14 protein-coding genes are annotated in these 15,460 nt (G+C 71.4%); 10 read left to right on the top strand and 4 right to left on the bottom strand.

The features are described from left to right. Positions 1-2: 2 nt before the first annotated feature. Positions 3-503, top strand: coding sequence for a 6,7-dimethyl-8-ribityllumazine synthase (gene ribH, locus GA0070612_RS25975; RefSeq protein ID WP_088990294.1), 501 nt, complete (start codon positions 3-5; stop codon positions 501-503). Positions 504-522: 19 nt separating this feature from the next. Here the strand turns inward: ribH and GA0070612_RS25970 are convergent, their stop codons facing one another. The 3 genes from GA0070612_RS25970 to GA0070612_RS25960 are packed head-to-tail and all read right to left on the bottom strand — an operon-like array spanning position 523 to position 2,974. After that, a complete protein-coding gene (locus GA0070612_RS25970; protein WP_088990293.1) occupies positions 523-1,266 on the bottom strand; it encodes an amino acid ABC transporter ATP-binding protein in 744 nt (247 codons plus the stop codon). Positions 1,267-1,268: 2 nt separating this feature from the next. Continuing rightward, positions 1,269-2,114, bottom strand: a complete 846-nt coding sequence (locus GA0070612_RS25965; RefSeq protein WP_408630513.1) for an amino acid ABC transporter permease — start codon at positions 2,112-2,114, stop codon at positions 1,269-1,271. Further along, positions 2,111-2,974, bottom strand: coding sequence for an ABC transporter substrate-binding protein (locus tag GA0070612_RS25960; protein WP_088990292.1), 864 nt, complete (start codon positions 2,972-2,974; stop codon positions 2,111-2,113). Before GA0070612_RS25960 ends, GA0070612_RS25965 begins: the two co-directional genes overlap by 4 nt. A 134-nt stretch (positions 2,975-3,108) precedes the next feature. Here GA0070612_RS25960 and GA0070612_RS25955 point away from each other — a divergent pair, with 134 nt between their 5' ends. From GA0070612_RS25955 to pheT, 9 genes are all read left to right on the top strand, one after another. Beyond that, complete coding sequence (locus tag GA0070612_RS25955; RefSeq protein ID WP_030335709.1) at positions 3,109-3,372, top strand: phosphoribosyl-ATP diphosphatase; 264 nt, start codon at positions 3,109-3,111, stop codon at positions 3,370-3,372. Between the two features lie 47 nt (positions 3,373-3,419). Next, entirely contained in the window at positions 3,420-4,265 is an 846-nt protein-coding gene (gene hisG, locus GA0070612_RS25950) for an ATP phosphoribosyltransferase (protein WP_088990291.1), read from the top strand. A gap of 513 nt (positions 4,266-4,778) precedes the next feature. Beyond that, positions 4,779-5,252 carry a PH domain-containing protein gene (locus GA0070612_RS25945; protein ID WP_088990290.1) on the top strand — a complete coding sequence of 158 codons (474 nt, stop codon included), beginning with the start codon at positions 4,779-4,781 and terminating at the stop codon, positions 5,250-5,252. Between the two features lie 815 nt (positions 5,253-6,067). Further along, positions 6,068-6,715 (top strand): translation initiation factor IF-3, encoded by a 648-nt coding sequence (gene infC, locus GA0070612_RS25940; protein WP_088990289.1) that lies wholly within the window; start codon positions 6,068-6,070, stop codon positions 6,713-6,715. Positions 6,716-6,734: 19 nt separating this feature from the next. Further along, positions 6,735-6,929, top strand: a complete 195-nt coding sequence (gene rpmI / locus GA0070612_RS25935; RefSeq protein WP_030488428.1) for a 50S ribosomal protein L35 — start codon at positions 6,735-6,737, stop codon at positions 6,927-6,929. Positions 6,930-6,961: 32 nt separating this feature from the next. Next, the gene (gene rplT / locus GA0070612_RS25930; protein WP_088990288.1) at positions 6,962-7,354 is read left to right on the top strand and encodes a 50S ribosomal protein L20; all 393 of its coding nucleotides are present in this window, start codon (positions 6,962-6,964) and stop codon (positions 7,352-7,354) included. Positions 7,355-7,437: 83 nt separating this feature from the next. Beyond that, complete coding sequence (locus GA0070612_RS25925; RefSeq protein ID WP_088990287.1) at positions 7,438-8,235, top strand: TrmH family RNA methyltransferase; 798 nt, start codon at positions 7,438-7,440, stop codon at positions 8,233-8,235. Positions 8,236-8,451: 216 nt separating this feature from the next. Then, a complete protein-coding gene (pheS, locus tag GA0070612_RS25920; RefSeq protein WP_088990286.1) occupies positions 8,452-9,519 on the top strand; it encodes a phenylalanine--tRNA ligase subunit alpha in 1,068 nt (355 codons plus the stop codon). A 40-nt stretch (positions 9,520-9,559) separates the two neighbouring features. Then, entirely contained in the window at positions 9,560-12,109 is a 2,550-nt protein-coding gene (gene pheT / locus GA0070612_RS25915) for a phenylalanine--tRNA ligase subunit beta (RefSeq protein WP_088990285.1), read from the top strand. A 133-nt stretch (positions 12,110-12,242) separates the two neighbouring features. On the opposite strand, the gene GA0070612_RS25905 is transcribed toward pheT, so the two are convergent. Next, positions 12,243-15,455, bottom strand: coding sequence for a type 2 lanthipeptide synthetase LanM family protein (locus GA0070612_RS25905; RefSeq protein WP_088990284.1), 3,213 nt, complete (start codon positions 15,453-15,455; stop codon positions 12,243-12,245). Positions 15,456-15,460: the final 5 nt, after the last annotated feature.

The following is a 15,460-nucleotide window of genomic DNA, read 5'->3' as shown; positions in this document are numbered from 1 at the left end:
CGATGGCGGGTTTCGGGGAGCCGGGAGTCGAGGCGGTGGACGCCGCAGGGCTGACCGTCGGAATCGTCGCCGCCCGTTGGCACGGTGATCTGACCGACCACATGGTGGAGCGTGCGCTGGCCGCCGCCGAGGCCTGCGGGGCACGGTCCGTGGTCGCCCGCGTCGCCGGTTCGGTCGAGCTGCCGGTGGTCGCCCAGGCCCTCGCCCGCCGCTGCGACGTGGTGGTCGCCCTCGGCGTGGTGGTGCGCGGCGCCACCGCCCACTTCGACTACGTCTGCCGTTCGGTCACCGACGGTCTGACCCGGGTGGCGTTGGACGAGGGCAAGCCGGTGGCGCACGGGGTGTTGACGGTGGAGACCATCGAGCAGGCCCGGGACCGCGCCGGTCTGCCCGGCTCGGCAGAGGACAAGGGCTGGGCCGCCACCGTCGCCGCGCTCGACGCCGCGCTGGCCGTCCGGGTCGTGGCCGCCGGCAACGCCCAGCGGGTCGGCTTCGGCGGCTGACCCTCGCTTTCTCGCTCGCTCAGAGCCGACCGGCCTCGATGATCCGGCGCAGGAACTGCCGGGTCCGAGGCTGGGTCGGCTCGCCCAGCACCTGCTCGGGCGGGCCGCTTTCCAGGACGCGCCCCGCGTCGAGGAAACACACCTGGTCGGCGACCTCCCGCGCGAAGCCCATCTCGTGGGTGGCCAGCACCATCGTCATCCCGTCGGCCTTCAGGTCCCGGATCATCGCCAGCACCTCGCCGACGAGTTCCGGGTCCAGCGCGGAGGTCACCTCGTCCAGCAACATCAGCCGAGGTGAGTTGGCAAGGGCCCGGACGATCGCCACCCGCTGCTGCTGACCGCCGGAGAGCCGGTCCGGGTACGCGTCCGCCTTCGCGCCGAGCCCCACCCGGTCGAGCAGCTCCCGGGCCTGGGCCTCCGCCTGGGCACGATCCCGCCGGTGTACGCGGCGCGGCGCGAGCGTGACGTTCTCCAACACGCTCAGGTGCGGGAAGAGGTTGTACGCCTGGAAGACCATGCCGATCCGCCGACGGACCCGGTCGGCGTCCACCCGGGGATCGGAGATGTCCTCCCCGTCCAACTCGATGGTCCCGTCGTCGATCTCCTCCAGCAGGTTCACACACCGCAGCAGCGTCGACTTGCCGGACCCGGACGCACCGATCAGGGCCACCACCTGATGCTCGTCGACGGTCAGGTCGAGCTGGTCGAGCACGACGTGGTCGGCGAACTCCTTGCGCAGACCCCGGCAGCGCAGCAACGCCATCGTCACCCTCCCGACTGTCGGCGGGCCGCCCGCAGCGTCACCCAGTCGGTGACCGCGATCAGCGGGATGGCGAGCAGCACGAACAGCACCCCCGCCACGATGTACGGCGTGTAGTTGAACGACTGGGCGGTGGCGATCTGGGCGGCGCGGACCGCGTCGATCGGCCCGGCGAGCGAGACCAACCCGACGTCCTTCTGCAACGCCACCACGTCGTTGAGCAGGGGCGGCGCCACCCGACGGACGGCCTGCGGCAGGACCACGTGCCGCATCGTCTGCCGGTAGGTCAGGCCCAGTGAGCGGGCCGCGGCGAGCTGACTGGGATGCACCGACTCGATGCCGGCCCGGAACACCTCGGCCAGGTAGCCGCCGTAGGTGAGGACCAACGCGAGCCCACCCAGCACCAGCACCGGTGGCATCCCCTGCAACCGCAGACCGGGCACACCGAGGGTGAGCAGGTACAGCACGATGATCAACGGCAGACCACGGAACGTGTACGTGTAACCGGCGGCCAGCGCCCGGACCGGGAAGAAGACCGGGCCGCGTACCGTCCGCAGCACCGCGATCACCAACCCGAGCAGCAGCGCCCCGACCGCACAACAGACCAGCAGTCGGACGTTCAGCCACAGCCCGGTCACCACGGCCGGCAGCGCGTCCCGGGCGATCGCCGGATCCAGGAACGACTGCCGGACCCGCTCCCACCCGGGCGCGCCGGTGACCGCGACGACCAGCAGCGTGCCGAGCACCGCCGTGGACGAGGCCGCGACCAGCACGCTGTAGACGGTCTGCCGACGCCGGTACGCCGACCGCCGCCGCTGTGCCTCGGTGGGAACGCGATCCAGCACTGTCACCGCAGCTCGGCCGCGCCCGCCACCTGGGCCAGCCACTTCTGCTCCAACTCCTTCAACGTCCCCGCCGCGGCGAGTTGACCGACCGCGCCGCTCACGCAGGACGTCAGGGGAGAGTTCTTGTCCAGCAGCAACCCGAACGCCTCCGGCGTGCCGACCTGCGGCACCTGGCCGACGATCGTGGCGTCGGTGATCTCCGCCCCGGTGATGTAGAAGGCGGTCGGCAGGTCCACCACCAGACCGTCCACCTGCCCGTTCTGCAGGGCCTTCTTGGCGTCGTCGTTGCTGTTGTAGACCCGCGGCTCGGCCGCCGGCTTGATCACGTCGGTGATCGCCTGGTAGCTGGTGGTGCCGACCTGGGCGCCGAGCCGCGCGTCGCGAAGGTCGGCCAGCGACGTCTTCCCGGCGATCTTCGAGGACTTCAACGCCACGACGGTCTGCCGCACCAGGTAGTACGGCGCGGAGAAGTCGACGGCCTGCTTGCGCTCCTCCGTGATGGAGAACTGGTTGATGTCGACGTCGAAGTTCTTCGGTCCGGGCGCGATCGCCGCGTCGAACTTGACCCGGGTCCAGGTGACGTCGGCGCGGGCGTACCCGAGCTTCTCGGCCACCGCGTACGCGACAGCGGACTCGAAGCCCTCGCCGTTGTCCGGCTTGTCCTTCGAGAACCACGGCTCGTACGCGGGCTGGTCCGTCGCGATGGTCAGCTTGCCCGGCGTACGGGTGGGCAGGCTGTCCCTGGCGCACGACGGCGGCGCGGTGACGACGGGGGTCGGTGTGGTGTCCTGCGGCGCGCATCCGGCGGCGGCGACCACGGCGGCACCGGCGAGGGTGAGCGCGAGGAGACGTGAGCTGCTGGCCATGGCGGACAGCGTAGAGCGTGACAGCCGTCGATCGACAATTCTCCGACCATGTCGGTAGGGAATTGTCCCGCTGGCTGGGTGTCGGCAGACCCGGACGTGGGGCGCCGGTCGGGTGGCTGGAAGAATCGCTTTCCGTGAAGACGTTCGAGGAGTTGTTCGCCGAGCTGCAGGCCAAGGCCGCCGCCGGCACCCCGGGCTCGGGCACCGTCGCCGCCCTCGACAAGGGCGTGCACTTCATCGGCAAGAAGGTCGTCGAAGAGGCCGCCGAGTCGTGGATGGCCGCCGAGCACGAGGGGCCGGAGCGCACCGCCGAGGAGATCTCCCAACTGCTCTACCAGGTCCAGGTGCTGATGCTCGCCAGCGGTCTCGAACTCAAGGACGTCTACCGACATCTGTGAGTGCCCTCACCCGTTGATCGTCATCCGGATCGAAGGAGCACTCCGTCATGCTGCGTGTCGCCATCCCCAACAAGGGCACCCTGGCCGAACCGGCCGCCCAGATGCTGCGCGAGGCGGGCTACCGCCAGCGCACCGACCCCAAGGACCTCGTCTGCCGGGACGAGGCCAACGACGTCGAATTCTTCTACCTGCGCCCCAAGGACATCGCCACCTACGTCGGCTCCGGTGACCTCGACCTCGGCATCACCGGCCGGGACCTGCTGATCGACTCGGCCGCGCCAGCCGAAGAGGTCGTCGACCTCGCCTTCGGGCGGGCCACCTTCCGCTTCGCCGCCCGCCCCGACGACATCGCCGACGTACAGGACCTGGGCGGCCACCGGATCGCCACCGCGTACCCGGGACTGGTCGAGCGGCACCTGCGCGAGGCGGGGGTCAAGGCCGACGTGATCCGCCTCGACGGCGCGGTGGAGAACGCCGTACGCCTCGGGGTCGCCGACGTGATCGCGGACGTGGTCGAGACCGGCGCCACCCTGCGCCAGGCGGGCCTGGTCGTCTTCGGCGAGCCGCTACTGCGCTCCTCGGCGGTGCTGGTCCGTCGTGCCGACGCGCCCGCGCACCCACAGGCCGAGCAGCTCCTGCGTCGCCTGCACGGGGTGCTGGTCGCCCGCCGCTACGTGATGCTCGCCTACGACGTGCCAGCCGGCCTGCTGGACCGGGCCAGCGGGCTCACCCCGGGCATCGAGTCGCCCACCGTCTCGCCCCTGCACCGCGAGGGCTGGGTGGCGGTACAGGCGATGGTGCTCCGCGACGACGTCCACCGGATCATGGACGAGTTGTACGAGTTGGGCGCCCGCGCCATCCTCGTCACCAATATCCACGCCTGTCGCCTCTGACACCTACGCCCCGGCCGTCGCGCCGTCGCGCCGTCGCGCCGTCGCGCCGTCGCGCCGTCGCGCCGTCGCGCCGTCGCGCCGTCGCGCCGTCGGGCCGTCGCGTGTCGCGCCTCGCGCCTCGCGTGTCGCGCCTCGCGTGTCGCGCGGCGGGCCCTGGCCCGCGCCCTGCGCCTTGATCAACTCGGCTTCCCCGAACTGGGGGTGTCCGGCTCGCCGCGACACCCCCAGTTCGCCGAACCGGAGTGGATCTACTGCCGCGCGCCGGCCTCGCGTCCGGCGGCGCTGGGAAATCACTCCCGACAACCGCAAGATCGCGCTCCAACCTTGGTGTAGTGGCCTCCACGTCGAGCCGAGGCCACTGCATCCTGGTTCGAGCGCGATCTTGCGGTTGTGGTCCCGGATGACGGCCGGCTCGGTCGCGATCTTGGGACGGTGCGATTGACGGTGAGGTTTGAGGCGGTGGTCAGCGGGTGGTGCGTTTGAGGGGCTGGGTGCGGATGGCAGACTGGTGGGGTGAGTGAAATCGAGCCGGTCCGCCTGAAGCCCCGCCGTATTCGCGTGGTCTGCTGGTCGGCGGCGATTGCGTTGGTGGTGGTGTTCGGCCTGGTCGCCACCTCGCTGAGTGGGCCGACCGGTGACGGCTACGGCAGCTTCCAGCGTGGTGACCAGCTGGCGATGATCGGCCTGGGCATCTTCGGTGCGCTGGGGTTCCTGCTGTTCACCCGTCCGCGGGTGGTGGCGGACGCGCGTGGCATCCAGGTGCGCAACGTGATCAGCTCCTACGAGTTGCCCTGGGAGGTCGTGCGGGGAGTCCGCTTCGACCGGGGCGCGCCGTGGGCCAGCCTGGAACTGCACGATGACGACCTGCTGCCGATGGTCGCCCTGCAGGCTGCCGACAAGGAGTTGGCCGTCGAAGGGGTCCGCGCGCTGCGGCGACTGCACCAGGCACACCAGGCCCACCTGGCCGAACGCGCCGTCGACCACTGAGCGCCGCGCTCCCGACCACTGAGCGACGCGCAGCCGGCCGCCGAGTGCCGCGCTCCCGACCACTGGGCGCCGCGCTCCCGACCACTGAGCGACGCGCAGCCGGCCGCCGAGTGCCGTACCGTCGGTCAATCTGCGTCCGTGGCCGCCCAGCCGCACCCGACCGCCGACCTGCGCTCGCCGTCAACCGTTGACCGGGCCTCGATCGCAAGATCCAGACAACATCCCCGAAGTTGCTGCCTCAGCGATGCTGGAGGCAGCAACTTCGGGGAAAATGCGCGGATCTTGGCAGCCGGGCAGCCGGGCAGCCGGGCAGCCGGGCAGCGGGGCGAGCCGGGCAGCGGGGCGAGCCGGGCAGCGGGGCGAGCCGGGCGAGCCGGGCAGCGGGGCGAGCGGAACGAGCGGGACGAGCCGGGCGGCGGAACGAGCGAGGCAGCGGGGAAGCGAGGCTGTGAGGCAGCGGCGCGAGGCCTCGGGGCGGCCCCGGAGTGTGCCCCGGGTGTCCCGGTTTGGGGGTGGCCGGGACGTCGGTGTAGTGTTGTCGAGTCGACCAGGCTGTCTCCGCGTGCGAGCAGGCAGCCTTGAAAGCGGAGCGCCTGCTCCCACCCGAGTCGCCGCTACGGTGGCCGGGTCCGGTCACCGGTTCCGGGCATGTCCCGGCGTCGGATGCGCGATCCTGTGATCGTGCTGGCCGGTCGAGCGGGCCCTGGCATGCGCCGGGGCCTTCTGCTTTTCGGGTCGGTTCCCATCCGGGAGCCGCAGGGGTCGGCACCTGAGCAGAAACGACTCGAGGAGGCCCCATCAGCGTCGAACCACGCGTGAACGAGCAGATCCGGGCACGTGAGGTCCGACTGGTCGGCCCAGAGGGTGAGCAGGTGGGCATCGTCCCACTGGAGCGCGCTCTTCAGCTGGCCGCGGACGTCGATCTGGACCTGGTCGAGGTTGCGCCGATGGCGCGCCCGCCGGTGTGCAAGCTCATGGACTTCGGCAAGTTCAAGTACGAGAGCGCACTGAAGGCGCGCGAAGCGCGGCGTAACCAGCAGCAGACCGTCATCAAGGAAATGAAGCTTCGGCCGAAGATCGACCCGCACGACTACGAGACCAAGAAGGGTCACGTGGTGCGGTTCCTCAAGGCGGGCGACAAGGTCAAGGTGACGATCATGTTCCGCGGTCGCGAGCAGAGTCGCCCGGAGCTGGGTTACCGGCTTCTGCGTCGGCTCGAATCCGAGATCACGGACCTGGGATACGTCGAGGCCGCCCCCAAGCAGGACGGCCGAAACATGATCATGGTTCTCGCTCCGCACCGGGCCGTCAAGGCTTCCGCGGTCGCCGCCACGGCGTCTCGCGGTGGCCCTCGGGACCGGGCCGCGGACGAGTCCGCCGCTCCGGCAGCCGAGGACACCGCGGCGGTCGGCGAGACCGCACCAGCCGGTGACACCGGCACCGCCGCCACCAGCGGCGAGTAACAGGGGAGAGACGTTCCACATGCCGAAGATGAAGAGCCACACGGGTATGGGTAAGCGGGTCCGGGTGACCGGCAAGGGCAAGATCGTTGCCCAGCAGGCCGGCCTGCGCCACAACCTGGAGAAGAAGCCCTCCACCCAGACCCGCCGGCTGACCGGCACGGTCGTGCTGGCCAAGGCCGACGTCAAGCGCATCAAGAAGCTGCTCGGCCGCTGACGCGCGCCACCTTTACGTAAGAAGGAGTTGAGATGGCACGCGTCAAGCGGGCTGTAAACGCCCAGAAGAAGCGTCGTACCCTGCTGGAGACCGCGAGTGGTTACCGCGGTCAGCGCTCCCGGCTGTACCGCAAGGCCAAGGAGCAGGTGCTGCACTCGATGCAGTACTCCTACCGGGACCGTCGCGACCGCAAGGGCGACTTCCGGCAGCTGTGGATTCAGCGGATCAACGCGGGCGCCCGGGCCAACGGGATGACCTACAACCGTCTGATCCAGGGCCTGCGTCTGGCCGGCATCGAGGTGGACCGCAAGATCCTGGCCGACATGGCTGTCAACGACGCCGCTTCGTTCGCGGCGATCGTGGAGCTGGCCCGGGCTGCGGTCACGGCCGAGGGCACCGGCGGCGCGGCGGCTCAGGCCGCCTGATCCCCACGCACCAGAGAGAGGCGTCTCCCGGGTCGGCATCGCCGTCCGGGGGGCGCCTCGATCGTGCCGGAGGAGCGAACCCCATGGCCTTCACCCCGCGTACCCCCAGGGTTGTCGCCGCCCGCCGTCTGCAACGCCGCCGGGACCGCGACGCGACCGGTCGTTTCCTGGCCGAGGGCCCGCAGGCCGTCCGTGAGGCCCTCGCCCGGCCGGGGGTGGTCACCGAGCTTTTCGGTACGCCCGCCGCGCTCGACCGGTATCCGGAGTTGGCCGCCACGGCGGCCCGCGCCGACGTGCCGGTTTCCGAGGTGACCGACGACGCCCTCGCGGCGCTGACCGAGACCGTCGCCCCGCAGGGGTTGGTAGCGGTCTGTCAGCACCTGGACGTCACACTTGAGCAGGCTCTCGCGGGTGGGCCCCGGCTGGTGGCGGTGCTCGCCGAGATCCGTGACCCGGGCAACGCCGGCACGGTGCTGCGCACCGCCGACGCCGCCGGCGCGGGTGCGGTGATCTTCGCCGGCGACGCCGTGGATCCGTACAACGGTAAGTGTGTGCGGGCCTCGGCCGGCAGTCTCTTCCACGTCGACGTGGTCCGCGCGCCCGACCCGGTCGCGGTGGTCGACGCGCTGCGCGCCGCCGGGCTGTCGATCTTCGCGACCACGGGGTACGGCGACGACGACCTGGACGACCTGACCGACTACGGCCGACTCGTCGGGCCCACCGCCTGGCTGTTCGGTTCCGAGGCGCACGGGCTGCCCGAGGAGTTGACGGCAGCGGCCGACGCCCGCGTGCGGGTGCCGCTGTACGGGCGCGCCGAGAGCCTCAACCTGGCTGCCGCCGCGGCCGTCTGCCTGTACGCTTCAGCGAGAGCACAGCGCTGAGGGTGACCCTCGGCGCGACTGACAGCAGGGGAGAGCGTCCGTCCATGAACGCGACACGGCGTTCGTTTAGCCAGCCCGCCGGTGTCGGCGGGCGGCGGGCCTGACCTGCTCCCTGCACAACTCCTACCGGCGGGCTGCGGCACAGCCGCGCGTCCGTAGACTCGCTTCGCCGCCCCGATGAGGGCTGGCGCCGCCGTGAGGGAGTGCCCGTACGCCATGAGCTACCGCAACGATCCGTACGACCCGAAGCAGGTCGCCCTGCTCGACCCCGCCGCCCTGGCCGAGGCCGTCGCGGACGCCACGAAGGCGTTCGAGTCCGCCGCCGACCCGGACGCGTTGACCGCCCTGCGCTCGGTGCACCTCGGTGACCGGTCCCCGGTCTCGTTGGCCCGCCGGGAGATCGGCGCGCTACCGCCGGCCGCGAAGTCCGACGCCGGTAAGCGGGTCAACGAGGCCCGCCGGGCGATCGAGTCCGCGTACGCCGAGCGCGCCGAGGTGGTGGAGCGTGAGCAGGCCGCGCGGGTGCTCGTCGAGGAGCGGGTGGACGTCACGCTGCCCTACGACCGGCGTCCCCGCGGCGCCCGGCACCCGCTGAGCACGCTGATGGAGTCGATCAGCGACCTGTTCGTCGGGATGGGCTACGAGGTGGCCGAGGGGCCTGAGGTCGACCTGGAGTGGGTCAACTTCGACGCGTTGAACATCCCCGCCGACCACCCGGCGCGCGGTCTGATGGACACCTTCCACATCGCACCGGAGGGGTCCGGCCTGGTGCTGCGCACCCACACCTCCACGGTGCAGACCCGCACCATGCTCAGCCGCAAGCCGCCGATCTACGTGATCGTGCCCGGCCGGGTCTACCGCACCGACGAGATCGACGCCACGCACAGCCCGGTGTTCCACCAGGCCGAGGGTCTGGTGGTCGACAAGGGCATCACGATGGCGCACCTGCGGGGCACGCTCGACCACTTCGCCCGGGCGATGTTCGGGCCGGAGGCGAAGACCCGGTGGCGGCCGCACTACTTCCCGTTCACGGAGCCGTCGGCGGAGTTCGACGTGTGGTTCCCGGAGCACCGCGACGGCCCGCAGTGGGTCGAGTGGGGTGGCTGCGGCATGGTCAACCCGCGGGTGCTGCGCGCCTGTGGGGTCGACCCGGAGGTCTACTCCGGGTTCGCGTTCGGCATGGGCATCGACCGGACCCTGATGATCCGGCACGGCGTCAGCGACATCCGCCATCTCTTCGAGGGCGACGTGCGGTTCAGCCGCGCGCTCGGGACCGGGGCGTAGGCGATGCGGGTACGAGACACGGGAACGGTGGTCTGAAGTCATGCGAGTTTCTGTCAGTTGGCTGCGGGAGTACGTCGACCTCCCCGCCGACCTGCCCACCGGTGACCTGGAGCAGGCACTGGTCGACCTCGGTATCGAGGTCGAGTCCGTGGTGGACCTGGCCGGGTCGGTCACCGGTCAGCTCGTCGTCGGTGAGGTACGCGAGATCGAGGAACTCACCGGCTTCAAGAAGCCGATCCGGTTATGCCGGGTGGACGTGGGTGACGCGAACGGCACCGGGGAGCCGCAGGAGATCGTCTGCGGGGCGCGGAACTTCGCCGTCGGTGACCGGGTGGTGGTGATCCTGCCCGGTGGTGTGCTGCCCGGCGGGTTCGCGATCGGCGCCCGTAAGACGTACGGGCACAACTCGGCGGGCATGATCTGCTCGGCGAAGGAGCTGGGTCTGGGCGACGACCACTCCGGCATCATCGTGCTGGGGCCGGACGTGACGGCCAAGCCGGGCGACGACGCGCGCCCGGTGGTCGGTCTCGACGACGTCGTGCTCGACCTGGAGATCACCCCCGACCGGGGGTACGCGCTGAGCCTGCGCGGCCTGGCCCGGGAGCTGTCGCACGCGTTCGAGGTGCCGCTGCGTGACCCGGCTCTGGTGCCCGCGCCGAGGGGCACCGAGACGCCGGCGTACCCGGTGGAGGTCCGCGACACCGTCGGCTGCGACCGGTTCACCGCCCGCCTGGTGCGGGGCGTCGACCCGAGCGCGCCCACCCCGTCGTGGATGGCCCAGCGACTCGTGACCGCCGGCATCCGCAGCATCTCGCTGCCTGTCGACATCACCAACTACGTGATGCTGGAGCTGGGCCAGCCGATGCACGCCTTCGACGCCGACCGGATCGCCGGGCCGCTGGTGGTCCGCCGCGCCGAGGCGGGGGAGAAGCTGACCACCCTGGACGGTGTCAGTCGGGTGCTCACCGCCGACGACATGGTGATCTGCGACGACACCGGGCCCATCTCCCTCGCCGCGGTGATGGGCGGGGAGACCAGCGAGGTCGACACCGGCGTCACCACGAACGTGCTCTTCGAGGCGGCCCACTGGGACCCGGCGATGGTCGGGCGTACGGCCCGCCGGCACAAGCTGTTCAGCGAGGCCGCGAAGCGGTGGGAGCGGGGCGTCGACCCGGCCGTGCCGTTGGTCGCGTTGGAGCGTGCCGTGGGGCTGCTCACCGAGCACGGCGGCGGCACGCCGAGCGCGGAGATCCTCGACATCGACCACGTCCGCCCGCGTACCCCGATCAGCCTCCCGGCGGACCTGCCGACCCGGCGGATCGGGGTCGAGTACCCGCCGGCGCGGGTGGTCGCCCTGCTCGAGCGGGTCGGCTGCACCGTCGCGCAGGGTTCCGACCGGTTGTCCGAGGACCCGGGCGCGGTCGGCGTGGCCAGCGGCGAAGGGACGACGCTGAGCGTCACCCCACCGACCTGGCGGCCCGACCTGACCGACCCGGCCGACCTGGTCGAGGAGGTGGTCCGCCTCGACGGGTACGACAAGGTGCCGTCGGTGCTGCCGACCGCCCCTCCCGGTAACGGTCTGACGCCGCGGCAGCGTCGCCGCCGGGCCGTCGCCGGGTCGCTGGCCGAGCGGGGGTACGTGGAGGTGCTCGCGCACCCGTTCGTGTCGCCGGAGCTGGCCGACCAGCTCGGCCTGCCGGCCGACGACCCGCGTCGGCCCGCGGTGCGGCTGGCCAACCCGCTGTCCGAGGAGGAGCCGCTGCTGCGCACCACGCTGCTCGGCCCGCTGCTCGGGGTCCTCAAGCGCAACCTCGGCCGGGGTCTTCGCGACCTGGCCCTCTACGAGATCGGTGCGGTCTTCCACCCGCGCGTCGGTGCCGGCAGCCCGCCGGCGATGGGCGTGGACCGGCGTCCCACCGACGAGGAGTTCGCCGCCGCCGACGCGGTCGTGCCGGCACAGCCGGTGCACGTCGCGGTGGTGCTCGCAGGCGACATCGACCCGGCCGGTTGGTGGGGTGCGGGTCGACCGGCCGGCTGGGCGGACGCCATCGAGGCGGCCCGGGACGTGCTGGCCGCCGCCGGCATTCCGGACGAGCGGGTCGAGGTGCGCGCGGCCGAGTACGCGCCGTGGCACCCGGGCCGCTGCGCCGAGCTGCTGGTCGACGGCACCGTCGTGGGGCACGCCGGTGAGCTGCACCCGGTGGTCGTCGCGGCGCTGGAGCTGCCCCGTCGCACCTGCGCGATGGAGCTGAACCTCGACGCGTTGCCGCCGAGCCCGGTCACGCCCGCGCCGACGGTCTCCGGCTTCCCGCCGGCGCTGATCGACGTGGCGTTGGTGGTGGACGAGTCGGTGCCGGCGGAGCAGGTGCGCCGGGCGCTGGAGGCAGGCGCCGGTGAGCTGCTGGAGGACGTGCGGCTGTTCGACGTCTACTCCAGTGCGCAGCTCGGCGAGGGCCGCCGGTCGCTGGCGTACAAGCTGACCTTCCGGGCCCCGGACCGGACGCTCACCGTCGAGGAGGCGGTCGCGGCGCGGGACGCGGCGGTCGCCGTCGCGGCGGAACGTTTCGGCGCGACCCTGCGCGGCGCCTGACGGGAGCGGCCCCGGACCCGCGGTCTCTTAATCCGCGGGTTCGGGGTTCAAGTCCCTGGCGGCGCACCAACGAGTGCTCGCCGGGGTTCTACGGCATGGCCAGCGCACGACCTCCGCCAGCCACGCATCCGCGTCACCGGCTCATCAGGGACTGTTGGGCCAAGAGCGACGGCACCCGGCGCGGGGCGAGCAGCCGTAGCAGCCCGTAGCCTATCCCGGCCAGGCCGGTGAGCAGGCCGGGTATTCCGACGTCGCGATGCAGCCCACAGTGCCAACCAGTTGTGGCGACCGAGTCCAACATCGCGGCCGCCTGTCGACGGACTCTGTGCAGCAGCGCCGGATCACCGGTCTGGTCGCCGACCAGTTGCAGGAAGTCGAGGCTGCCCAGATCGCCGTGGCACAGTGAGTGTCCGTTGCCGAAGCCGCTTTGCAAGGTGTCGTCGACCGCCGAGGACAGCTCTTCGGACAACTCCGGCCGGCACCCAGCCGGGCCGGGGCGGGACATCGCCGCGAGTCGTGCCATCCCGATCCCCGGTGAGCCGTGGCACCACGCGACCGACCGGTTCGACCGGACTGAGCCGTCGTCGAACCTCATCCTGACCTCTCCCGCCCGCGAGTGGTCACGGATATCCGTCCAGTACCCGTTCCGGGGATCGAAAAGGTCCCTCTCGTATTCGAAACCGCGGGCGGCAGCCACCGCGTAGCTCTCGTCGCTAAGCAGATCCGCGCCGGCCAGCAGGGCTGCGGCGATCCCGGCCGTACCGTGGCCGAAACCCGCCAATGGTCGGTCGGCGAGACCGTTGGCCACCACCTCCGCCGGCAGCCAGCTCGCGCCGGGGCCGTAGGCCCGCTGGGTCGACACCAATCGGTCGGCCGCCGTCCTGACCAACTCGCGCGACCTTCCGGACGGCCTGACATGATGACGCGCGACCAGGCCGAACAAGGCGCCGGCCGTACCCTCCATCACCTCGAACTCCCGGTCGGCGGCGAGCAGCGTGGGTAGCTCCTCGATGAGCCTGTCGGCCTCGCGGAACAGCGTGTCGTCTTCCCACAGAGCCCCAAGCTGGCTCAGGCCGTAGACCGCGCCACCTAGCCCGCTGAGCCCAGCCACCCGGCCAAGCAGACCCCGGCGGATCTGACGCACGGCGGTCCGGACCGCGCTGCGGGCCAGCCGATGGGCGCACCGGTCCCCCGCAATCTCGGCATGCCAGGCGAGGAACAGGGCGATCCCCAGCAACCCGTCGTGCAGGCCTGGCCCGAGCACCTCCACGGAGCAGAAACGGCGGAACCCGAACTGCGCCCCGATCCAAGCGGCGTCGTCATCGTCTTGCACCGCGAGTTGTGCCAGTTGGTCGGCGATCCCCGCCACGGCATCGGCGATCCGGTGGTCCGGGGCGGGCAACTCCGCAGGCTGGGTGGGATGCCGGTGGAAGAGGTAGGGCTGGTCCCGCCTTATTCCGTTGACCGCGATGCATGCGCGGATCAGCCAGGTCTGGCGGGCGAGGTCCGCGGGGCCAAGCCCGGCGAGTACGGTACGAGCAATCCCCAGTCCCGCGACCGCCGGTACATCCGGCAACGGCTGCCCACTGCTGTCACGTACCGGGCTCTGAGCCACACCGGTGCTGAAGATGGGGATGTCGCCCTGCCAGAGGTCCCTGCGCTCCGCCTCGACGATCGCCCGCAGGCCCGGTCGGTGATCCGCCTCGCGCAGCAGCCGATCGAAGTGCTTGTCGCGATCCAAGCCGTCCAACAGCAGGCTGGGATGGAACGACGCGCCGAGGAGCACGGCGTAGGTCATCGTGTCGCGGGCCAGCACTCGCACCTCATCGGCGGCGAAGGCCTCCAGCGGCCCGTCTACCGCGCCGAGCTCGTCTCGGTGCCCCTCGATGGTTCGGTAGACCTCGGTGAAGCCCTGCACGATCTGATCGACCTGGTCCTGCGGCGCGACCTTGCCCACGGGGCGCTCCGCCGGGCCGGCCTCGGGCACCGCCTCGGCGCGAAACGTCAACTCGAACCGCATCTGGTCGGTGCCCGCTCCGGCCAGGGATGGCAGCCGCACTTCCGCCCTGTGCGGCCGGGGCGTGCCGACCTCCGCCATGCCGGCTTCGCCGGTGCCCCACGGCGAAGGGCGCATCGGTAACAACCCGGCGTGCATCACCGACCCGGAGAGAAGCCCCGCCGCCAGCCGCTCCACGTTCGACTCTCCGACGGGCCGCAGCGACGGCAACTCGGGTTGGAAGAGAGATTCCAGGTCCACCAGTACTGGCTGGTCCCCGGCCGCGATCAGGTTCTCGGAGTGGAAGTCGCCGGCGTGCAGCAGGTAGAGGATGGCCAGCAGGCCACCCTGCCGCCGGTGGTAGCGCCGCTCGGCCTGTTCGTCGCAGGGCAGTGAGCAGTCGACGTGCTCCATCCAGCCGTAGGTGCCCCGGTCCAGGCAGCGCAGGATCCGTAGGCGTGGACCGGGGCTGCGTTCGTTGACCCAGGCCACAAGATCTTGAAAGTGTCCGTCGACCGCCATCGGCCTTGGCTTGTAGACGATGCGCAAGCCACCGGAGAAGCACACCATCGCCACGGATCGTGCGCCACGATGTGGGTCGCCGAGACCAGTGAGGATATCGACGACCGTGCCGGGGTCACGATCCGGGGAGAAGGTCCGCACCAGGTCCGCCAGGTCTTGGGCGAGGCGGGTCACCAACTCGATCGCGTGGCCGATCCAGGCCCGTCCGGTCACGGCCAATTGGCGGGCTAGGACGGGGTAGCGGACCATCAGCCGGTGCCGTTCGACAGGGTCGGACAGCCGCTTACGGAAATCCGCGAACCGCTCCTGCGGAGTCTGCCCGGCGAGCAGGCCCGCCTCCCGACAGGCAGCCAACTCCAGCAGGCAGGTGCGCTGAACCATTGCGTTGAGCCGTGGCAGCAGCCCGGGCAGCAGCAGGTCGGCGAGGCGATCTGGGCTCGGTAGGCGGTCGCACCGGATCTCCGTCAGAGACCCTGACAGACGCTTGCGGAGCAGCTCGGCCAGCGGCTCGGTCAACGGCAGGAAGGGCAGCTCGTCGCCGTTTCCGGCCTGTTCACCGCGACCGTCTGCGCCGGCCGTTGGGCCGCCGGCGGTCCAAGCGCCGACGCCGCCCCGGCCGACATCCGTGGGAAGCGGCGCTGTGCCGTACGCCTCGGTCACGTCGAACGCCCAGTCCGGCTCGGGCCCGTCTGCTTTGCTCAGCGCCGACGGCCGAGCCCCGGTGACCCCCGCGACGACGGTCTGCTGCCGCGGGCCGGACTGGTCGGCAGCCCCTGTGCCGGTCTGCTCGGCGTGGGTGCCGTTCGGCCCGCTCGGGCCGAACGGCACCCACG

This window comes from Micromonospora chokoriensis, assembly GCF_900091505.1.
Lineage (GTDB): Bacteria > Actinomycetota > Actinomycetes > Mycobacteriales > Micromonosporaceae > Micromonospora > Micromonospora chokoriensis.
Note: the sequence above shows the minus strand (reverse complement) of the source record. Positions and strands in the feature narration are given on the sequence as shown.